The sequence below is a fragment of the Sphingopyxis sp. L1A2A genome (assembly GCF_005502465.1).
Lineage (GTDB): Bacteria > Pseudomonadota > Alphaproteobacteria > Sphingomonadales > Sphingomonadaceae > Sphingopyxis.
In genome coordinates, this window is record NZ_SCOT01000003.1 from 176,575 (window position 1) to 197,357 (window position 20,783).

At 64.1% G+C, this 20,783-nt stretch carries 20 protein-coding genes and 1 tRNA gene; 12 read left to right on the forward strand and 9 right to left on the reverse strand.

Translation table 11 applies throughout. From position 1 onward, the window contains the following. Nucleotides 1-190: 190 nt before the first annotated feature. Nucleotides 191-280 (reverse strand) — tRNA-Ser (locus FFS68_RS03455). A gap of 133 nt (nucleotides 281-413) precedes the next feature. On the opposite strand from FFS68_RS03455, the gene FFS68_RS03460 reads away from it, so the two are divergent. The 10 genes from FFS68_RS03460 (at nucleotide 414) to mazG (ending at nucleotide 9,330) form a co-directional block, all read left to right on the forward strand. After that, nucleotides 414-1,490 carry a lytic murein transglycosylase gene (locus FFS68_RS03460; RefSeq protein WP_137751914.1) on the forward strand — a complete coding sequence of 359 codons (1,077 nt, stop codon included), beginning with the start codon at nucleotides 414-416 and terminating at the stop codon, nucleotides 1,488-1,490. After that, on the forward strand, nucleotides 1,474-2,445 hold the full coding sequence (locus FFS68_RS03465; protein WP_171003733.1) for a septal ring lytic transglycosylase RlpA family protein: 972 nt from the start codon (nucleotides 1,474-1,476) through the stop codon (nucleotides 2,443-2,445). The genes FFS68_RS03460 and FFS68_RS03465 overlap by 17 nt, the downstream gene beginning before the upstream one ends. Nucleotides 2,446-2,456: 11 nt before the next feature. Beyond that, a complete protein-coding gene (locus FFS68_RS03470; RefSeq protein ID WP_137751915.1) occupies nucleotides 2,457-3,422 on the forward strand; it encodes a D-alanyl-D-alanine carboxypeptidase family protein in 966 nt (321 codons plus the stop codon). Between the two features lie 78 nt (nucleotides 3,423-3,500). Beyond that, nucleotides 3,501-4,121: a dTMP kinase gene (tmk, locus tag FFS68_RS03475; protein WP_137751916.1), complete on the forward strand. Its 621-nt coding sequence runs from the start codon at nucleotides 3,501-3,503 to the stop codon at nucleotides 4,119-4,121. Then, the gene (locus FFS68_RS03480; RefSeq protein WP_249340001.1) at nucleotides 4,112-5,098 is read left to right on the forward strand and encodes a DNA polymerase III subunit delta'; all 987 of its coding nucleotides are present in this window, start codon (nucleotides 4,112-4,114) and stop codon (nucleotides 5,096-5,098) included. Before tmk ends, FFS68_RS03480 begins: the two co-directional genes overlap by 10 nt. A 38-nt stretch (nucleotides 5,099-5,136) precedes the next feature. Next, nucleotides 5,137-6,711, forward strand: a complete 1,575-nt coding sequence (gene metG / locus FFS68_RS03485; protein WP_137751917.1) for a methionine--tRNA ligase — start codon at nucleotides 5,137-5,139, stop codon at nucleotides 6,709-6,711. Further along, complete coding sequence (locus tag FFS68_RS03490) at nucleotides 6,711-7,487, forward strand: TatD family hydrolase (RefSeq protein WP_137751918.1); 777 nt, start codon at nucleotides 6,711-6,713, stop codon at nucleotides 7,485-7,487. Before metG ends, FFS68_RS03490 begins: the two co-directional genes overlap by 1 nt. A gap of 13 nt (nucleotides 7,488-7,500) precedes the next feature. Beyond that, on the forward strand, nucleotides 7,501-8,265 hold the full coding sequence (locus FFS68_RS03495) for an MBL fold metallo-hydrolase (RefSeq protein WP_137751919.1): 765 nt from the start codon (nucleotides 7,501-7,503) through the stop codon (nucleotides 8,263-8,265). Further along, nucleotides 8,262-8,438, forward strand: coding sequence for a hypothetical protein (locus tag FFS68_RS17790; RefSeq protein WP_171003734.1), 177 nt, complete (start codon nucleotides 8,262-8,264; stop codon nucleotides 8,436-8,438). The genes FFS68_RS03495 and FFS68_RS17790 overlap by 4 nt, the downstream gene beginning before the upstream one ends. A 115-nt stretch (nucleotides 8,439-8,553) precedes the next feature. Beyond that, nucleotides 8,554-9,330, forward strand: a complete 777-nt coding sequence (gene mazG / locus FFS68_RS03500; RefSeq protein WP_137751920.1) for a nucleoside triphosphate pyrophosphohydrolase — start codon at nucleotides 8,554-8,556, stop codon at nucleotides 9,328-9,330. Here mazG and hflX read toward each other — a convergent pair. The 7 genes from hflX to dusB form a co-directional block, all read right to left on the reverse strand. Continuing rightward, the gene (gene hflX / locus FFS68_RS03505) at nucleotides 9,305-10,645 is read right to left on the reverse strand and encodes a GTPase HflX (protein ID WP_137751921.1); all 1,341 of its coding nucleotides are present in this window, start codon (nucleotides 10,643-10,645) and stop codon (nucleotides 9,305-9,307) included. The two genes, mazG and hflX, sit on opposite strands and share 26 nt — an antisense overlap. Nucleotides 10,646-10,653: 8 nt before the next feature. Further along, entirely contained in the window at nucleotides 10,654-11,193 is a 540-nt protein-coding gene (hfq, locus tag FFS68_RS03510; protein WP_137751975.1) for an RNA chaperone Hfq, read from the reverse strand. Between the two features lie 79 nt (nucleotides 11,194-11,272). Further along, the gene (locus FFS68_RS03515; protein ID WP_137751922.1) at nucleotides 11,273-12,652 is read right to left on the reverse strand and encodes a sigma-54 dependent transcriptional regulator; all 1,380 of its coding nucleotides are present in this window, start codon (nucleotides 12,650-12,652) and stop codon (nucleotides 11,273-11,275) included. Further along, nucleotides 12,642-14,933 carry an ATP-binding protein gene (locus FFS68_RS03520; protein ID WP_249340002.1) on the reverse strand — a complete coding sequence of 764 codons (2,292 nt, stop codon included), beginning with the start codon at nucleotides 14,931-14,933 and terminating at the stop codon, nucleotides 12,642-12,644. The genes FFS68_RS03515 and FFS68_RS03520 overlap by 11 nt, the downstream gene beginning before the upstream one ends. A gap of 93 nt (nucleotides 14,934-15,026) precedes the next feature. Beyond that, nucleotides 15,027-16,436 carry a sigma-54 dependent transcriptional regulator gene (locus FFS68_RS03525; RefSeq protein WP_137751924.1) on the reverse strand — a complete coding sequence of 470 codons (1,410 nt, stop codon included), beginning with the start codon at nucleotides 16,434-16,436 and terminating at the stop codon, nucleotides 15,027-15,029. Continuing rightward, nucleotides 16,433-17,524 carry an ATP-binding protein gene (locus tag FFS68_RS03530; protein WP_137751925.1) on the reverse strand — a complete coding sequence of 364 codons (1,092 nt, stop codon included), beginning with the start codon at nucleotides 17,522-17,524 and terminating at the stop codon, nucleotides 16,433-16,435. Before FFS68_RS03530 ends, FFS68_RS03525 begins: the two co-directional genes overlap by 4 nt. Then, nucleotides 17,521-18,519: a tRNA dihydrouridine synthase DusB gene (gene dusB, locus FFS68_RS03535; RefSeq protein ID WP_137751926.1), complete on the reverse strand. Its 999-nt coding sequence runs from the start codon at nucleotides 18,517-18,519 to the stop codon at nucleotides 17,521-17,523. Before dusB ends, FFS68_RS03530 begins: the two co-directional genes overlap by 4 nt. 95 nt (nucleotides 18,520-18,614) lie before the next feature. Here dusB and FFS68_RS03540 point away from each other — a divergent pair, with 95 nt between their 5' ends. After that, nucleotides 18,615-19,793, forward strand: coding sequence for a bifunctional 2-C-methyl-D-erythritol 4-phosphate cytidylyltransferase/2-C-methyl-D-erythritol 2,4-cyclodiphosphate synthase (locus FFS68_RS03540; protein ID WP_137751927.1), 1,179 nt, complete (start codon nucleotides 18,615-18,617; stop codon nucleotides 19,791-19,793). A 34-nt stretch (nucleotides 19,794-19,827) separates the two neighbouring features. Next, nucleotides 19,828-20,355, forward strand: coding sequence for a CinA family protein (locus tag FFS68_RS03545; RefSeq protein WP_249340003.1), 528 nt, complete (start codon nucleotides 19,828-19,830; stop codon nucleotides 20,353-20,355). Here the strand turns inward: FFS68_RS03545 and FFS68_RS03550 are convergent. After that, on the reverse strand, nucleotides 20,298-20,777 hold the full coding sequence (locus FFS68_RS03550; RefSeq protein WP_137751929.1) for a type II toxin-antitoxin system RatA family toxin: 480 nt from the start codon (nucleotides 20,775-20,777) through the stop codon (nucleotides 20,298-20,300). The genes FFS68_RS03545 and FFS68_RS03550 overlap by 58 nt on opposite strands. Between the last annotated feature and the right edge of the window lie 6 nt (nucleotides 20,778-20,783).

Genomic DNA, 20,783 nt, shown 5'->3' on the forward strand with positions numbered 1-20,783 from the left:
GCCTTTCACATGTTTTATGATGCTGGTGGCTGTCGCGCAGAGCACGTCATAACAATGTGAAATTTCTTTCCCACTTTGGCAAAAATGTCGGACTGGATATTGTGGGACACTCAGGGATCCGAATCGCTTCTCGAACCCGCAGCAACGCAAACGGGCCAGAAACGGTTCGGGAAAATGTGGGATTAGAGTTTGGCGGACAGGGTGGGATTCGAACCCACGGTGAGCTTGCACCCACGGCGGTTTTCAAGACCGCTGCCTTAAACCACTCGGCCACCTGTCCGCACGGTCGCCGCCATAGCGCGATGCGGCTTTGCGGCAAGAAAAACCTTGCCGGCTCGGCCCGCCGTGCGAATGACTCGGCTCGTCCCGCCATCGCCTAGCCAAGCCGCTCGCATCTGTGCGAGACACGCCTTATGGGTGGGAACATCATGCACGCTATCAGTTTAAAAATCGGACGCCTTTTCGCTCTCACCGCTGCCCTTCTGTCGGCATGGCTGCTCACCGCATCGGCCCCGCTCCATGCGCAGAGCAGCGACAGCGGCTTTGACGCCTATGTCCAGTCGCTGTGGCCCAAGGCGCAGGCGCGCGGCGTGTCGCGGCAGGTGTTTGATCGCGTCACCGCAGGGCTGCGCTATAATCCGCGGGTGATCGCGCTCGACCGCGACAATCTGGGCAGCCCGCCAACCAGCGACACCCCGATCCCGAATTTTGCGCCGTATAGGGCCAAGCATGTCGATGCGGCGCGGATCGGCGGCGGACGCCGCGTTCATGACCGCCTGCTGCCCTTGCTGTCGCGTATCGAGGCGCGCACCGGGGTGCCGACGAGCATCATGATCGCGATCTATGGCCATGAGACCGCTTATGGTCAGGTCACCGGAAGTTTCGACCTGCCCGAAGCGTTGGCGACGCTGGCCTATGAAGGACGCCGCCGCAGCCTGTTCGAACCCGAATTCATTGCGACGCTGGAGATGGTCCAGCGCGGGGTGCCGCGCGAAGTATTGAAGGGCAGCTGGGCCGGCGCCTTTGGTTATCCGCAGTTTCTGCCGTCGGTGTATCTAGCGGTTGCCGAGGACGGCGACGGCGACGGGCGCGCCAACATCTGGTCGAGCGAAGCCGACGCGATTGAATCGATCGGCGCTTACCTGCGCCGCGCCGGCTGGCGTGCGGGGCAGCCATGGGGCGTGGCCGTGACCGTGCCGAGCAGCTTTGACCGCAATCGTTTTGCCAGCCGCCTCGCGCCCACCCGCTGCGCCCGCGTTTTCGCTCGTCATAGCCGCTGGCGCACGATGGCCGAATGGCGCGCCGACGGCATCCAGCCGATCGGCGGGCGCTGGCCCGACGGGCAGGTTCAGGCGGTGTTGCTCGAACCCGACGGCCCTGGACGGACCGCATATTTGCTGACCGGTAACTATCGTGCGATATTGGACTATAATTGTTCCAACTTTTACGCACTGTCTGTGGGGTTGCTGGCGGATGAAATCGATCGGTAGAAAAACGGGGCTGATGGCCGGGGCGGTGCTGCTGCTCGCCGGCTGCGGCAGTTTTGGCGGCGAGCGCGAAGGCGGGCCGACCGCCAGCCCGACGCCGGCCCAATCGGCGGGCGGTGTCAGCGATACGCCGGTCAAGATCGGCGATCCTTATACGATCGGCGGCACGACCTACACCCCGTCGGACATCGCCGATTATGACGATGTCGGCTATGCGAGCTGGTACGGCGAGGAACTTGCCGGAAGACCGACCGCCAATGGCGAGACATTCGATCCCGCCGGGATCAGCGCCGCGCACAAGACGCTGCCGCTGCCCAGCTATGTCGAAGTGACCGCGCTCGATACCGGGCGCACGATCCTGGTGCGGGTCAACGACCGCGGGCCGATGGTCGGCGATCGGTTGATCGATCTGTCGCGCGGCGCCGCCGAGCAACTGGGCCTGACCGACGGCGTGTCCGCCGTGCGCGTCCGCCGCACGAACCCGCCCGCCGCCGAACGCGTGCAGTTGCGTAGCGGCCGGGCAGTCCCCGAACGGATCGCGACCCCCGATTCGCTGCTGTCGATCCTGCGCACGAAGCTGAAGGCCATGCCGGTGCCGAAAGTGCTGGCCGCGACGCCGCCGGTCGAGGCGCAGCCCGCGGCGCCGATCGCGTCGGCGAAGGCCAAGCCCGGCGACGACCGCCTGGTGGTTGAAAAGCCCAAGCCCACCACCAAACCGGCCGCGATGGCCAAGCCCGCTCCGGCGGTTGCTGGCAAATATGTCGTCCAGGTCGGCGCGTTCAGCAGCGAAAGCCGCGCTGATGCGGCGGCGAAGTCGGTGGATGGCACGGTCAGCAAGGTCGGCAATCTCTGGCGGGTGCGGATTGGCCCCTTCGCGAGCGACGCCGACGCACACGGCGCGCTGGGCAAGGCCAAGGCCAAGGGCTTCCGCGACGCGGTGGTTCAGCGCGACCGCTGACGGATGACTCTGTGATAGAAATCGCAAGGATTACAAGACAAAGCGCCGCGGTTTTCGCAGGGTTTGCGCTGGTCTTTGCGGCGCCTGCGTCGGCGGTGAACGACACGCGCCCCAAAAGCGCCACCACAGCCCGTCCGCTTTACACCACCCAAGCGCCGATCGTGATGCTCAAGGATCTCGATTCGGGCGAGATCCTCTATTCGCGCGGCGCCGACAAGCGGTTTGCCCCGGCGTCGATGGCAAAGGTGATGACCGCCTATGTCGTGCTCGACCTGATCAAGAAAGGCGAATTGTCGCGCGACAAGCAATTCACCGTCAGCGAAGCGACGTGGAAGAAGTGGAAGGGCGGCAACGGAGGATCGACGATGTTCCTGAGCCCTGGCGAAAAGGTTTCGGTCGATGACCTGCTCAAAGGCCTGATCACCGTGTCGGGCAATGATGCAGCGGCCGTGCTGGCGGTCGGGATCGACGGCAGCGAAGACGCTTTCGTTAAAAGAATGAATGCGATAGCAGGCAGTATAGGGATGAAATCGAGTGTTTTCGGGACACCGAGCGGCTGGCCCGATGGCGGAGTGACGAAAGTCAGCGCCGCCGACCTGATCACGCTCGCCGATCGGCTGATCCGCGATCATCCCGGCGGCTATTCCCGCTATTTCTCGCTACCCAGGCTTCAGTACGGCACGTCGCCCGAAGGCAAGCCGATCGTTCAGGCGAACCGCAATCCGATCCTCGGCCGCTTTGTCGGCGCCGACGGCCTGAAAACCGGGCACACCTCCGAGGCCGGCTATTGCTTCCTGGGGTCGGCGAAACGCGACGGGCGCCGCCTGATCATGGTTGTTGCCGGCCTGCCGAGCGACAAGGCGCGCCGTGACGAGGCCGAACGGCTGATGACTTGGGGTTTTGGGGTGCCGATGCCGTCGATTGACGGCAGCAAAGGCAAGAAGACCGCAAGTGGCAGTGGCCGCGCAGCGCCGTGATGACAAAGCGCGTGCTGGCGGCTACCGCCGCATGATGCACGCGCGCTTCTTCTTTCTCCATCTTTTCAGGCTGGCGGCATGACGCGCGGGCGCTTCATCACGCTTGAGGGCGGCGAGGGGGTCGGCAAATCGACACAGATCGGGGGGCTGGCAGCGGCGCTCGCGGCGCGCGGCATTGAAACCGTCGCGACGCGCGAGCCCGGCGGCAGCACAGGCGCCGAAGCGATCCGGACGTTGTTGATGGAAGGCAGCGACGACCGCTGGGATGCGCGCAGCGAGGCGTTGTTGTTCGCCGCCGCGCGCGCCGACCATGTCGCGCGCACGATTCGCCCGGCACTGGCGCGCGGTGCGTGGGTGCTGTGCGACCGCTTCGTCGATTCGAGCCGCGCCTATCAGGGCGGCGGTGGCGGGATCACCGACACCGATATCATGACGCTGCACGGCGTGGGGTCCGAGGGCCTGCTGCCCGACCGTACCTTCCTGCTCACCGTCAGCCCCAACGAAGCCGCACGGCGCCTGACCGCACGCGGCGGCAGCGACCGCATGGGCAGCAAACCCGCCGACTATCAAGCGCGGCTGGCCGCGCGTTTCGTCGAAATGGCCAAGGCTGAGCCCGATCGCTGGCGGATCGTCGACGCCGACGCGCCCGCCGAAAAGGTCACCGCGGCGATCATGAGTGGGCTTGCCGAATGGCTGTGATCGGCCATCAGGACGCCGAGGCTGCCTTTCTCGAGGGCTGGCAGGGGGGCAGGCTGCACCACGCCTGGTTGCTCGCCGGGCCGCAGGGGATGGGGAAGGGGGCTTTTGCCGCGCGCGTCGCGCGCTTCCTCGTCACCCATGGCCGCGGCGGCGATGGGCAGGCTGTTGCGCTCGATGATCCGGGCGATAGCGCCGCGGGTCGGCTGGTCGAGGCGGGCAACCACCCCGAAATTCTCCACCTGACACGCCAGCTCAAGGACAAGAGCAAAGACCTCGCGCGGAACATCACGATCGATCAGGTGCGGACGATGATCCGCCGCCTGCATCTGTCGCTATCGCTCGGGGAGTGGCGCGTCATCATCGTCGACGCGATCGATGATCTGGAGACCGATGCCGCCAACGCCTTGCTCAAGACGCTCGAGGAACCGCCAGCAAAAACGCTGTTCCTGCTCGTCAGCCATTCGCCGGGGCGCTTGTTGCCGACGATCCGGTCGCGGTGCAGAACGCTGCGTTTTCAACCAGTTGATCGTGACGTCATGACCGCATGGCTGCATAATCTGCGCCCGATGCTCGAGATCGCCGAGGTGCGCGCGATCGTCGCCGCGTCGGGCGGCGTGCCGGGCAAGGCGCTCGCGTTGATCGACAGCGATGTCGCCGCGATGGAGAAAAAACTGCTCGCGATTGCCGCGACCGGCGATCCCGAGAACCGGCTACGTGAGGCGCTGGCGCGCGAGGTCGGCGGCACCAGCAATCGCACGAAGCTCGAACTCGTCATCGATATCGTGCCCGGACTGCTCGCGCAGCTGGCGCGCGAGCGTTCAGTGGCCGAGATTGCGCCGATCCTCGCGCAATGGGACCGCGTCCAGCGGACCGCGCGCGATGCGATCCGCGGCTCGTATGACGGCACCATGGTAGGGTTCGAAATCGGCAACTGCCTTGCCGAACTGGCGCCGCGCTCGGCGCAAGCGGTACGCTGACGCTTTCCCTCGCGCGCGCCAGCGGCTAAGGCGCGCCCATGTCCGAAAACAGCGCCCCTTTCTACATCACCACCGCGATCAGCTACCCCAATGGGCGCCCGCATATCGGCCACGCCTATGAAGCGATCGCCACCGACGTGATGGCGCGGTTCCAGCGCGCGCGCGGCCGCGACGTGCGGCTGATCACCGGCACCGACGAACATGGGCTGAAAATGTTTCAGACGGCGCGCGACCAAGGCCGCGAAACCATCGATTTAGCTGACGAAATGTCGTCTTATTTCCGTGATATGTACGCCAAACTGAACATAAGCTATGATAATTTCATGCGCACGTCGGACGCGGCGCATCACGCGGCGTCGCAGGCGATCTGGCGCGCGATGGAGGCCAATGGCGACCTCTATCTCGACCGCTATGAAGGCTGGTATTCGGTCCGCGACGAGGCTTATTACGACGAAAGCGAACTCGTAGACGGGGAAGGGGATAGCCGCCTGTCACCGCAGGGCACCCCGGTCGAATGGACCGTCGAGGAAAGCTGGTTCTTCCGACTGTCAAACTATCAGGACAAGCTGCTTGCGCTGTACAACGACCAGCCGGATTTCATTCGCCCCGAAAGCCGCCGCAACGAAGTGATGCGCTTCGTCGAAGGCGGGCTCAAGGATCTCAGCGTCTCGCGCACCAGTTTCGACTGGGGCGTGCCGGTGCCCGGATCGCCGGGGCATGTGATGTATGTGTGGGTCGACGCGCTCACCACCTATCTCTCGGGGCTGGGCTATCCCGATCTCGACGGCGATTTCGGCAAATTCTGGCCCGCGAATATCCATATGATCGGCAAGGATATTGTGCGTTTTCATACGGTTTACTGGCCGGCCTTCCTGATGAGTGCCGGTCTGCCGCTGCCGCAGCAGGTGTTCGGCCACGGTTTCCTGCTCAACCGCGGTGAGAAGATGTCGAAGTCGCTCGGCAATGTCGTCGACCCGATGGCGCTTGCCGATACCTTCGGGGTCGATCCGCTGCGCTATTATCTGCTGCGCGAAGTCAGTTTCGGGCAGGACGGTACCTATTCGGCGGAAGCGATCGTGCGCACCGCCAATGCCGATCTGGCGAACAGCTTCGGCAATCTCGCCCAGCGCAGCTTGTCGATGATTTTCAAGAATTTGGATGGCAAAATTGAAAGGTTTTCTTCCGCCGCGCCCGATGATGAACTGGCTGCCAAGGTTGCGATAGCGACGCGAACCGAATTGCCGCGAGAGTTTGAGAACCTGAATTTCTCGGTCGGTATCGAAGCGTGGATGCGCGCCGTGTTCGCCTGCAACCAATATGTGGATGAACAAGCCCCTTGGGCGCTCAAGAAGACCGACCCTGATCGTATGACCGCGGTGCTGATGACGTTGTTTATGGTCGTCCGCGATCTCGCGATTGCGATACGTCCCGTCGTTCCGGCAGCGGCTGATAATCTGCTCGATCAAATGGGCATCGCGGCGGAGGAGCGGGATTTTGCGGCGCTGGCCGATGCGGATTGGTTCGTAAAACTTGCCGACAGCGGCTTTTCACTCGGCCAGCCAACCCCCCTCTTCCCGCGCCTCGACCTGCCAGAAGGGGAAGGGGAGGCCTAATGCTCGTCGATTCGCACTGCCACCTCAATTACAAGGGGCTTGCCGAGCAGCAGAGCGAGGTGCTGGACCGCGCCCGCGCCCGCGGCGTCACCGCGATGCTCAACATCGCGACGCGCGAAAGCGAATGGGACGATGTGCTGGCCGCGGCCGAGGCCAATCCCGACGTGTGGGCCAGCGTCGGCATCCATCCGCACGACGCTGACCATCATCCCGACATCGATACCGCCAAGCTGGTCGAGCGCGCTGTGCACCCGCGCGTGATCGGCATCGGCGAAACCGGGCTTGATTATTATTACGACAAGAGCGACCGCGTTCGGCAGCAAGACAGCTTCCGCCGCCATATCCATGCGGCGCAGCAGACGGGGCTACCGATCATCGTCCATACGCGCGACGCTGAAGACGACACACTGTCGTTGCTTGGCGAGGAGATGGGCAGGGCGGCCTTTCCCGGCGTCATCCATTGTTTCACCGCCAGCGACGATTTCGCGCGCCGGGCGCTCGACCTGGGGCTGTTCATTTCGATTTCGGGCATCGTGACGTTCAAGAACGCCGCCGATCTTCAGGCGACCGCGAAATGGCTGCCGCAGGACCGGCTGCTGATTGAAACCGACTCCCCTTTCCTCGCCCCCGTCCCGCACCGCGGCAAGACCGGCGAACCGGCGTTCGTTGCAGACACGCTGGCGTTTCTGGCAACCCTGCGGGGCGAGGACGAAGCGGCGTTGGCGGCGGCAACCAGCGCCAATTTCTATGCGCTTTTCAACAAGGCCGCGCCATAATGTCACACCGCGTATGAAGGTCCGGATCCTCGGCTGCGGCACCTCGTCGGGGGTGCCGCGGATCGGCAACGACTGGGGGCAATGCGACCCCGACAATCCGCGCAACCTGCGCAGCCGCGCCTCGATCCTGATCTCGCTGGGCGGCTTTCGCCTGCTCGTCGACACCAGCCCCGACATGCGGCTGCAATTGCTCGATGCCGAGGTCGGCGCCGTCGATGGTATTATCTGGACCCACGAGCATGCCGACCATTGCCACGGCCTCGACGATCTTCGCCAGATCATGCACCTGCGCGGCTCGCTCGTGCCGGCCTATGCCCGCGACCATGTACTCGACACGCTCAAATGGCGCTTCACCTATGCCTTTGCCGGAAACGCCGGCTATCCGGCATTGGTCGATCCGATCGATTTGCTGGATCACCAATCGATCGGGCCGATCGAGGTTTCGGCAATCGAGATGCCGCACGGGCCGATCAAGGCCAGCGGCCTGATCTTCAGCGATGGTGTTCACAAGATTGGCTATGCCACAGATTTTTCTAAATTTACCGACGAAATGGTCGACTTCTTCCAAGGGGTCGATCTGTTCGTCATCGACGCGCTCCGCCGCTATCCGCATCCGACGCATCCGCATCTGGCGATGACGCTGGCGGCGCTTGAAAAATGCGGCAGTCCGCGCGCGATCATCACTCATATGGACAATACGATGGACTATGACGATCTGGCGGCCGAATTGCCGCCGGGTGTCGAGCCGGGCTATGACGGGCTGGAGGTACAGCTATGAACGGCGATACGGGGGTGCAACTGGTCTGGTTCTTCGGCGCGCTGGCGCTGGTGGTCAGTTCGTTGTTGGCGAGGCGGCTGCCCGCGGCTGACTGGGTCAAGATGGCGCTGGCGTGGGCGGCCATCTTTGGGTTGGTGTTCCTCGTGATCCGCACATGGCAGATGGTCACCTGATGAAGCTGCGCCAAATCGACGCGGCGTAGAAAATCATCAGATATCAATGGCAGGGGGGTCAATCTCTGCCCGGTTATCTATAAATTTAACATAATATATATTATCGGATAAATATATGCCCGACGCGATCTCCCAGTCCCCCATCGATCGCATGCTCGCCGTGATGGCCAAATTGCGCGATCCCGACGGCGGGTGCGAATGGGATCTCGCACAAAACTTCGCGACCATTGCACCCTACACGATCGAGGAAGCCTATGAGGTCGCCGATGCGATTACTGGTGGCGATCCGGCCGCAATCTGCGACGAACTTGGCGACCTGTTGCTTCAGGTCGTGTTCCACAGCCAGATCGCGGCCGATGCAGGCCTGTTTAAGTTTGACGATGTCGCCACCGCGATCAGCGACAAGATGGAGCGTCGCCACCCCCATATTTTTGGCGGCAGCCAGACGGACGATGTTCGCGAGCAATGGGAACAGATCAAGGCCGATGAGCGTGCGGCCGATGGCCCCAAAGGCGCGCTGTCGGGTGTAGCGTTATCCTTGCCCGCCTTGCTGCGCGCCCAAAAGCTCCAGTCCCGCGCGGCGCGCGTCGGTTTCGACTGGCCTGACGATACTGGTCCACGCGACAAGATCAGCGAGGAACTGGCCGAGGTCGCGGTCGCCGACAATGACGCGGCGCGCCACGAAGAGGTTGGCGACTTGCTGTTCGCCGTCGTCAATTACGCGCGCCACCTGGGCGTCGATGCCGAAACCGCGCTTCGCGATGCCAATATCAAATTCGCCCGGCGCTTTGCGGCGATGGAAGATCGCGCGGGCGGCAGTCTGGCGGGCCTGTCGCTCGACGCGCAGGAAGCCCATTGGTTGGCGGTCAAGGCGTCGGAGCGCCTTTCTTAGGCCACAGCCGCTCGAACCGCGCGCTGTCGGCGGGATCAAGCCGGACGGTCAGCACATGCCCCTCACCCTCGGGCTCGTCGGCTAGCACCTCGCCGCGCGCGTGCAGCCACGCGGCGGCTTCGCCGTCCTGATAGCCGAGATAAATCCGCTGGACCTTGTGCAGCGCGGTCAGTTGCGCCGCCATCAGCACGCGCGCGGCTTCGACGCCCTCGCCGGTCACCGCGGAGATGACTGCGACGTCGGAGCGGCGCGCTGCCATCTCCTCAATCGCGGCGCGACCGTCGGCGTCTGCCGTGTCGATCTTGTTCCAGATTTCGATCTGCGGGATCGCGGGCGGTGCATCGCCCTCACCGCCGTCTTGCGCCCCATTGACGCCGAGCGAGCTCAGGATGGCGCGGACATCGTCATATTGCGCGTCGCTGTCAGGATGGACGATGTCGCGGACATGGACGATCAGATCGGCCGTCGTGACCTCCTCCAGCGTGGCGCGAAAGGCGGCGACCAATTCGGTGGGCAGGTCGGACACGAAGCCCACGGTGTCGGACAGGATCGCCTTGTCGATTCCGGGCAGCCGGATTTCGCGCATTGTCGGGTCGAGCGTCGCGAACAACATGTCTTCCGCCATGACGTCACTTCCCGTCAAGCGGTTGAAAAACGTCGATTTACCGGCGTTGGTATAGCCGACGAGCGCGACCACCGGCCATGGCGCGCGCTGGCGTTTCGATCGCTGGAGCTGGCGGGTGCGCCGCGCATCGTCGAGCGACCGGCGGATGCGCGCCATGCGGTTACGGATCATCCGCCGGTCGGCCTCGATCTGCGTTTCGCCCGGACCACCGAGGAAACCAAAACCGCCGCGCTGGCGTTCGAGGTGGGTCCAGCTGCGTACCAGCCGCCCCGCCTGATAATCGAGATGCGCCAGCTCAACCTGTAACCGTCCCTCGGCGGTCGCAGCGCGCTCGCCAAAGATTTCGAGGATCAGACCGGTGCGGTCGATCACCTTGGTGCCGAATGCGGTTTCCAGATTGCGCTGCTGGATCGGACTCAGCGCGGCATCGACGACCACCAACTGTACATTCTTCGCCGCGATGTCGGGCGTAATCGCTTCGATCTGCCCGACGCCGAGCAGCGTGGCTGCGCGCGTCTGGCGCAGCCGGAGCGTATGCACCGCGACCACATCCAGCCCGATCGCCAGCGCAAGCCCCCTTGCCTCCTCGGCGCGCGCGTCCAGGTCGCGCGCCAGGCGCTGGCTATGCCATTCGGGCACGACAAGGAGTGCCGCGGCGCCGCGGGTTACCTCGTCTTCATTGTCGATTATCGGGTCGATCAGGCGTTGTCCGCTTCTGCGTCGGGCTCGCTGTCGGTCAGGTTGATCGGCCCGTTCGGCTGCACCGTCGAGATCGCGTGCTTATAGACCAGCTGCACCTGCCGCTCGCGCTCAAGCAGCATGCAGAACAGGTCGAACGCGACGATGTCACCCTGTAACATCACGCCGTTGACCAGAAACATCGTCACCGATTCATCGGATTTGCGCACTGCGTTCAGGAACACATCCTGCAAAGCCTTGCCCTTGCTGGCCGGCGCATCGCGCAAATTGCCGCCAAGCAGCGACAGGTCGAAGTCGTGCGACGGCATCACCGTCGAGATCGCATGTTTATAAACGAGCTGGGACTGTCCATCGCGGCGCAGCAGCAACGAGAAATTGTCGAACCAGGTGATGATGCCCTGAAGCTTCACACCCTTGACGAGAAACATCGTCACGGGCGTTTTACTTTTGCGTAGCGCGTTTAGGAAAATATCCTGGAGATTCTGATTTTTATCGGACACATTTGCCTCCTGTTTTTGGCGGTATAACCGCGGGTACAACACCGGTTTTCCGGCTTTCAAGACCTTCTTCTGTCCAACAATATGCGGCAAAGCATACGCAAGGTCTAGCGCAAAGCCTTTACCCCTCGCCCTCCGAACTCTCGGTAAGCCCCAAAAGTTTCAGTTTTCGATGCAAGGCCGAGCGTTCCATGCCGATAAAAGTCGCGGTGCGCGAAATATTGCCCGAAAAGCGGTTGATCTGGATCCGCAGATACTCGCGTTCGAAATTCTCGCGTGCTTCTTTCAGCGGGATCGCGGTGATCGATTCCGAATTAGGCAAGATATCGGTGCCGCCGCGCACCAGTTCACCGGGTAGCATATCGGCGTCGATCCGCGCCAGCCGGTCGCTTGGCGCCAAGATCATCACCCGCTCGACAACGTTACGCAACTCACGGACATTGCCCGGCCATTCATGTGCCTGCAGCGCCGCCATCGCCTCCGAACTGATCTCGGGCGGCGGCACCCGGCGATCGGCGGCATAGCGGCGGATATAATGATCGCACAGGCTGGCGATGTCGTCGCGCCGCTCGCGCAGCGGCGGGATATGCACCGGGACGACATTGAGCCGATAATAAAGGTCCTCGCGAAAGCGGCTCTCGGCGATTTCGGTCATCAGGTCGCGCGCCGATCCTGAAATGATCCGCACATCGACCCGGATCATCGTGCGGCCACCAACCCGCGTAAAGCTCTGGTCGGTCAGCACGCGCAGGATCTTGCCCTGCGTCGTCAGCGGCATGTCGGCGACCTCATCGAGAAACAGGGTGCCCCCATGCGCCTGTTCGAGCAACCCGACGCGGATCGACCCGTCGTCGGTTTCGGCTCCGAACAACTCGGTCTCGACCGTTTCGGGGTCCATGCGCGCCGACGAGATCACCCGGAACGGCGCATTGTGCCGCCCGCTCCACCCGTGCAGCACGCGCGCCGCGACTTCTTTGCCGACGCCGGGCGCCCCGGTGATCAGGACGCGGCTTCCTGTCCCCGCGACGCGTTTCAGCGTGGCGCGCACATTGTTGATCGCGGCACTGGTGCCGGTGAGTTCATCCGATGGCCCCGCCTTTTCGCGCAGTTGCTCATATTCGAACTTCAGCCGCTCATTCTCGGTCGCGCGCGCCACCAGATGCAGCAACCGCGAGGCCTCGAAGGGCTTTTCGATGAAATCGAACGCGCCGCGGCGGATCGCCGCGACCGCGGTGTCGAGCCCGCCATGCCCCGAAATGACGATGATCGGCAGCGTCGGGTCGAACGCCTTGATCGCTTCGACCAGCCCCAGCCCGTCGAGCCGCGAGCCCTGGAGCCAGACGTCGATCAGCGCGAGCGACGGGCGCCGCTGGCGGATCGCCTCGAGCGCCGAATCGCTGTCAGAGGCGGTGCGTGCCTCATAACCTTCGTCTTCCATGACGCCGGCCACGAGTTCGCAAATGTCGCGCTCGTCATCGACGATCAGAATATCAAGCGCCATGTTCTTCTCTGTCCTGTCGGTTGCGGATCCGCCCCGGAACCGATTCCGCTTGTCCCATGCTTATTTCTTCGCTCGTTCCGGCCAGTGCGCGCAGGCGGTCGGGGTGCAGCGTCAGCGTGACGGCCGTCCCCTGCCCCGCCGGATTGTCCGAAAATTCCAGCTCACCATAATGCTGCTCGACGATCTTTTTGACGATCGCGAGGCCCAGGCCGGTGCCGCCCTGCCGCGTTGTCATGTAGGGCTCGGCGATCGCCTCGCGCGCCTGCGGAAGTCCGATGCCATCGTCCGCAATCCGGATCACCATCTCGCCGCGCAGCCCCATCACCAATTCGGCGTCGATATGACCGACGGGGATCGCTCCCGCATTTTTCGATTTTTCTTCAATGGCTTCCACGGCATTTTTGACGATGTTCGTCATGGCCTGTGACAGCAAAAGGCGATCGCAAACGAGCGGCTCGATCTCGTCCGGGGTTTTCACTGCGAAGACAATCTCGGGTTTGGCAACCTCGAACAGGAACACCGCCTGCCTCAGAATGTCGCGGACATCTTCGACCCCGAAAGTCGGTTTGGGCATGCGGGCAAAGCTGGAAAACTCGTCGACCATCCGCCGCATGTCGTGAACTTGGCGGATCACCGTATCGGTCAGCTTTTTAAAGGTGGCGCTGTCGCCCTCGATCTTGTCGCCGAACCGGCGCTGGAGCCGCTCGGCGGCGAGCTGGATCGGGGTCAGCGGATTCTTGATCTCGTGCGCGATGCGCCGCGCGACGTCGGACCAGGCGGCGCGCCGCTGGTCGAGCAATTGCTGGGTGATATCCTCGAAACTCAGGACAAAACCCTCACCCTGCGCGACCGCCTTGGCGGCGAGCGTGGCGGGTTCTGCATTGGCGCGGGCCAACTGGACGATCGCTTCATGCTCGTCACTGGTCAGCAACCGCGCCAGCTCGGGGGCGACTTCGACCAACGGCCGTCCGGTAAGGCAATCGGTCGACTGGCAGATCAGGCTTTCGGCCGCAGCGTTGGCGAGCAGGATGCGGTGATCGGCATCGACCGAGATCACCGCCGACGATACGCCGCTGAGCACCGCCTCGATAAAGCTGCGCCGCGCTTCGAGCTGTTCGTTGACGCTCACCAGCGCCCCGGTCTGTCCTTGCAACTGCTCGGTCATCCGGTTGAATGCGCGGGTCAGCACCGAAATCTCGTCGTCGCGCGCCGGCGGCGTAACGCGCACCGACAGATCGCCACCCGCGGCAGTGCGCGTCGCGCCGATCAGCGTGCCGAGCGGACGGACGATGCGGTCGGCAACCACGATTGCGGCGATCACGGCAAGCGCAAGGAGCAGCAGCGAACCAAGGTAAAGCGCGCCGTTGAATTGCAGCTGCAACAACTGAGAGCGCTGGAATAGGGCATTGTAATCCGCCAAGACAGTACCGGCACGGATCGATTGCTGAAAACCGGGGACATTGAAGTCGCGCGACGCATAGACATAGGCTCGCGTGGCGCCGGGCAACCGCGTGGCCGCCTCGATACGGTCCGCTTCGCGGACGACGACGACCTTTTCCCCCTTATCGAGCCGATCAACCATAGCGGGGGAAAGACGGTTCTCGACCGAGCGCGCATCGGGATCCAGCGCTGCAGCGGTGCGCGCGACGCCATCAGCGCCAATCTCGATGATCGCTGATTCATTCAAGCTGCGGACAACGACCTGTTGAAAAAAATAATTGGAAAAAGCCGGATCGTTGATCGACACACGGTCAAGGAAACCGCCAAGATCGGTTGCCATCGCCACAGTGTTGTCGCCGACATTGCGTTGATTTTCCTGGTAATAGCCCTCAGCAAGGTTGGCCGCATTTTCAAACATGCCGCGCGATCGGTCCGAGAACCAGAAATCGACACCAAATTGGAACAGCAGCGACGCAAAGATCACTACAAGCAACGTCGGCGCCGCAGCGATCAGCGAGAATAGTGCAACGAGCCGGACGTGGAGCCGCCCATTGCCGCCCTCCATGGACCGCACGGCGCGAGCGCGCGCCACGCGGCTGCCGACCAGCACGATCAGCGCCATCGCGGGGACGAGATTGGCGACCATGATCGCGGCGACCAGCGCCGGGGTCAGCAGCCGCTCGCTCTGCGCGTCACCGGTAACAAAGACATAAGTGGCGACGCCGATGCTGATGATCAGCGCCAGCGTGTAATATTCGGGCGCGGCGAAGCGCCAGAAGCCCGAGCGCGCGTCCTGATCGGCGGAATCGATGTCGTGAGTCAGGGGAGCCGCATGCGCCATTGTTGCTATGCTACGACAAACCTGTTGCATAGAAAACACACAAACGTCGCTCGCGGCGCTCGAATGTCGCGATTATGCGCTAGTTCGTGCAGCTCACAGTTGGCTGGGATCGATGTCGAGTTGCCCCAAGCGCTTGCGCAGCGTGTTGCGGTTGATCCCGAGCCGCCGTGCTGCCTCCAGCTGGTTGCCGCGCACATCGCGCAGGATGCGGCGGAACAGGGCGGCCTCGACGATCGCCTCGACCTGGCTGTACAGGTCGCCATCGCCTGCCCCGCTCGCCATCTGCTCGCGCGCCCAATCGTCGACCGCACGGGCAATCAGATCGGCGGGCGCCGCCGCGCCGCCGCCCTCGCCATTTTCGTGCAGCACGGTTTCGACATCGCGCACGGTGACGACGGTGTCGCGCGACAGCACCGCCAGCCGCTGGACGACATTGCCCAGCTCGCGGACGTTGCCGGGCCAGTCATAGCGTTCGAGCCACTGCATCGCGGCGGGCGCGAACTGGCGGTCGGGCAATCCCGAACTGCGCCCTGCGTCGACAAAATGGCGAACGAGCGCGGCGATATCGCTGCGCCGGTCGCGTAGCGGCGGGAGCGTCACCGGAATCACGTTGAGCCGATAGAACAGATCCTCGCGGAACCGGCCATCGGCGACCAAAGTCCGCATGTCGCGGTGCGTCGCAGCAATGACGCGGACATCGGCGCGCAGCGCCTGATTGCCGCCGACGGTCGAATATTCGTTGCTCTGCAAGACACGCAGCAGCCGCGTCTGCGCCTCTAGCGGCATGTCGCCGATCTCGTCGAGGAACAAGGTGCCGCCTGCTGCCTGCTCGAACCGCCCCGCATTGCGGCTGTGGGCGCCGGTGAATGCGCCCTTTTCGTGCCCGAACAGCTCGGCTTCGATCAGCTCGCGCGGGATCGCCGCCATGTTGATCGCGACGAACGGCCCGGCCCGGCGCAGCCCTGTGGCGTGGATCGCGCGGGCGACGACTTCCTTGCCGGTCCCCGATTCGCCCAGGATCAGCACCGCGAGATCGTTCGACGCGAGGCGCGCGATCGTGCGGTAAACCGCCTGCATCGCGGGCGCGCGGCCGACCAGCCCGTGGCTGTCCGCATGCGCCGGGTCCGTGCCTGCCGCCGGCTCGGCCCGGCGCTGCAAGGCCGCACGGACGCTGGCGGTCAGTTCGTCGAGATCGAAGGGCTTGGGCAGATAGTCATAGCTTCCGATCCCCGTCGCGCGCACCGCGGTATCGAGCGTATTCTGCGCCGAGAGCACGATCACCGGCGTATCGGCGCCTATGCGTAACGAATCGATGCCGTCGCCGTCGGGCAGGACGACGTCGGTGATGACAAGGTCGGGGCGGTTGTCGGCCAGCCAGGCGTTGCGTTCGGCGATGCTGGCGACCGATGCGAAATGGCCACATTCGCCGACCAGCGTCTCGCGGATGATCATCGCGATCGCGGGATCATCCTCGACCAGCAGGATCGTCTTGCGATTGCTCATGCGGCGTGTCCCTTTTGCGCGACCGGCAGATGGACGCGAAAGCGCGTCCATTCGCCGTCGCGCATATGCTGGACGGTGCCGCCCATGTCGCGCGCCAGCTTGGCGACGAGCGCGAGGCCGAGGCCCCGCCCCTCGCGCTTGGTGGTCACGAACGGATCAAACAGGTCGCCGCGAATGTCGGCGGGGACGCCCGGGCCATTGTCGCTGACGCTGACCTCAATCGGCAGCGCAATACGCCCGCACCCGTCGCCATTGTCGATCGACAGGCCGTGGCGATAAGCGGTGGCGAGCCGTACCACGCCATCGTCGCGGCCGCCCAGTGCCTCGCAGCCATTGGTGACGAGGTTGAGCAAAATCTGCACCATGGCGTCATGGTTGCCGTGTACCAGCGGCAGCGACGGGTCGAAATCCTCGGCAAAGCGCACCCCGGGAAACTGGCGCGCGCGCGCGGTTTCCATCGCCTGATGGATCGGCTGATACAGGTTGATCGGGCCGCAGGCGATCGGCTGGCCGCGGGAGAAATGCTCCATCTGGTCGATCAGCGTCGCGATCCGGTCGACCTCGGCGCAGATCAGCGTCGTGAAGCGTTCGCCGCTGGCGTCGGTCTTGCGCGCCAGCAATTGCGCCGCGCCCTTGATCCCCGCGAGCGGGTTCTTGATCTCGTGCGCCAGCATCGATGCAGCGCCGCCCGCGGCGCGCCCCGATCGCCCGATCGCGCCGCCCATCAGCTCGGCGTCGCTCTGTGCCGGGACCAGCGCCAGGATGCGGTGGCCGTTTTGGCCATAAGGCACCATCTGCATATCGACAAAAATCGCCTTGCGGCCGCCGACCGAAATTTCGGCGCGATGCGCGAACAAGGCCGCCGTCGCGGCGTCGCTCATCCGCTGGCGATAGCTGCGATCCATGTCGATCACGTCATAGACGACGCGCCCGATCATCGCCGACCGGCTCATATTGCACATCTGCTCGGCGGCGGCGTTGACGAACAGCACCACCGCGGCCTTGTCGATCAACAGCGTCGGGACGGGGTGCGAGTGGATCAGCTCGTCATGGTCAAAGGTCGGGATGCTCGACGTGAGCGCGCTCACGCCGCAGCCCTGGTCAGAAACGGGGTGTAAAAGCGTTCGAGGGCGTCGAGCACGTCGCGGCTGCTGGGGATCTGGTTGACCATGTTACGGAACTCGGCCGATCCATGCAGCCCCTTGACGTACCAGCCAAGGTGCTTGCGCGCCATGTTGACCCCGGTGATTTCGCCATAATGGTCGATCATTGCCCGATAATGCGATGTAATGACGTCATATTGTTCGTCGATGCCGGGATCGGGGCGTTCTGCCTCGCCACGTAGCGCCGCCATCACCTGCCCCAGCAGCCACGGGCGACCATAGGCGCCGCGGCCGATCATGACGCCATCGGCACCGCTCTGCGCCAGCGCGGTGCGCGCGTCGTCGGCGGAACAAATGTCGCCATTGGCGATCACCGGGATTGAGACCGCATCCTTGACCGAGCGAATGAAGCTCCAGTCGGCCTCACCGCGGTACATCTGATTTCGCGTGCGGCCGTGGACGGTCACCAGCTTAGCGCCCAGATCCTCGGCGATATGCGCCAGTTCGGGGGCGTTCAGGCTGTCGTGGCACCAGCCCATCCGCATCTTGACCGTCACCGGCACCGACACCGCCTTGACGCAGGACTCGATCAGCGCTGCGGCGAGCTTCAAGTCGCGCATCAGCGCCGAGCCCGCGTCGCCGCTCGTCACCTTGCGCACCGGGCAGCCCATATTGATGTCGATGATCGCGGCGCCGCGATCTTCGTTGAGCTTCGCCGCCTCACCCATTTCATAGGGGGTGCAACCGACGAGCTGCATCGACACCGGCTCCTCGACCGGGTGCCACGCCGCTTTCTGGATCGACTGGCGGGTTTCGCGGATCGCCGCCTGGCTGGCGATCATCTCGGTGACGTTGAGCCCCGAACCATAGCGGCGTACCAGGGTGCGGAACGGCATATCGGTGACGCCCGTCATCGGCGCCAGGATCACGGGATCCGCGATGGTGATGTTGCCGATCTGGATGGGCCGCAGCGGCGCCATGGCGAGAACTTTCGTCTGATTGCCTAAAATTTGAGCAGCCCGTACACGCTAAGCCGCTTTCCCGCAAGCCGCGGCTGCGCTACCCGGCCCGCATCATGACCGAGTCCGCTCCCTCCACCACGCCGCGCGCGATGGTCATATTGCTCGCTGGCGGTCAGGGCAGCCGGGCCGGTTTCGCCGTACCCAAGCAGCTAGCGACGCTTGGCCGCAAGCCGGTGCTGCGCTGGAGCCTCGATGCCTTTTGCGCCCATCCGGCGATTGGCGGCGGCGTGCTGGTGGCCAATGATGACGTCATGGCGGCGCTCGGCACGTTACCGGAGGGCTGGATTTCCGCCAATCCCGGGGAAGAACGCCAACAGTCGGTGGCCAATGCGCTCGCCGCGCTGGCTGACCGCGAGGACGAGACTCCGCTGCTGGTGCACGATGCCGCGCGGCCCGGGGTGACCGCCGCGGTCATCGACCGCCTACTTGCCGCACTGGGCGTGGCCGAAGCGGTGATCCCCACCCTCCCCGTTCCCGATACGCTGGTCGAACAGGCCGGCGGCAGCGCGGGCGATGTCATCGACCGGAGCGCGCTGGCGCGGGTCCAGACCCCGCAGGCGTTCCGCCTTGGGACTTTGCGCCGCGCTCATGCCGCGGCGGTCGAGGCGGCAGCGACCGACGACGCGCAGCTGGTACGGCGGCTCGGCCTCGCGGTGGCGGCGGTAGCAGGCGAAGCGCGGCTCCACAAACTGACTTATGCCGAGGATATGGCGATCCTGTCGGGGCTGTTGGGGATTGAGGCGATGACACGAACCGCAGTCGGCATGGGGTATGACGTCCACCGCCTTGTCGCCGACAAGCCGCTGTGGATCGGCGGCATTGAAATCGCGCATAGTCATGGACTTGAAGGCCATAGTGATGCTGATGTCGGGCTTCACGCGCTCACCGATGCGATCCTCGGGGCGCTGGGCGACGGCGATATCGGCGATCATTTTCCGCCCAGCGACCCGCAATGGCGCGGGGCGGCGTCGCATCGTTTTCTGGATTTTGCCGCAACCCGCGTGACGGCGCGCGGCGGACACATCGGCCATGTCGACCTGACAATTATCGCCGAGGCGCCGAAAATCGGCCCGCACCGTGCCGCTATGCGCGCGCGGATTGCCGAAATCCTTGCGATTCCGCTCGAACGGGTTAGTGTGAAGGCCACAACGACCGAGCGGCTGGGGTTCACCGGCCGCCGCGAGGGGATCGCTGCCCAAGCCGTCGCGACCCTGCAACTTCCGGAGAATTGACGCCGTGCTGCCTGACGATGAATCGCGCCTTTTAGTGCGCGACGAGCTTGCGACGAGCGTGCTTGCCAACAACCGCGCCGCGGGTCGCAAGATCGCGGTCGCCGAAAGCTGCACCGGCGGCATGGTCAGCGCCGCGCTGACCGACATTGCGGGCAGTTCCGACGTATTCTCGGCTGGCTTCATCACCTATTCGGGCCATGCCAAGCAAAGCCAGCTCGATGTGAGCAGCGAAATCCTCGAAACCTTTGGCGAAGTGTCGCTCGCCACCGCCTGGGCGATGGCGACCGGCGCGCTGGCGAACAGCGATGCCGATATTGCGGTGGCGATCACCGGCATCGCTGGTCCGGGCGGCGGATCGGAAAAGAAGCCGGTCGGACTGGTCGTTTTTGCACGCGCGTTGCGCGGCCAGGATCCGGACGATTATTTCACCCAGCGGGTACAGTTTGAAGGCGGAGATCGCGCCGCGATCCGCCACCACGCGACACTGTTCGCGCTCGACCTGCTTCAGCCTGAAAGGGACGCGCTGCGTCCCTCGGAGGACATAGCCCTTCCCGCGCCGTAAAGATCGTCGGCGCGCGCTTCAAACGCTGCGATCATCTTGCGCAGCGCCTTGTCGAACATTTGGCCCGCCAAGGCTTCGAACATGCGGCTGCGGAACGCGAAATCGACCATGAAGTCGACGCGGCATCCGCCGCCCTCGACCGGGGTGAAATGCCATTCGTTGTTCAGATGGCGCATCGGGCCGTCGATATAACTGACGATCACCTCGCGCGGCCGCTCCTTGTGGACGCGGCACGAGAAGCTTTCGCGGAGCCCCTTGAAGCCGACGATCATGTCGGCGACCGCTTCATGCTCGCTGTCGCTGCGGATGCGCAGCGCAATCACCCAAGGCAGGAATTCGGGGTAGCGTTCGATGTCGGTGACGAGCGCGAACATCTGTTCGTCGCTATACGGCAGGACGCGGGTTTCGTGGTGCCTGGGCAAGTCGGT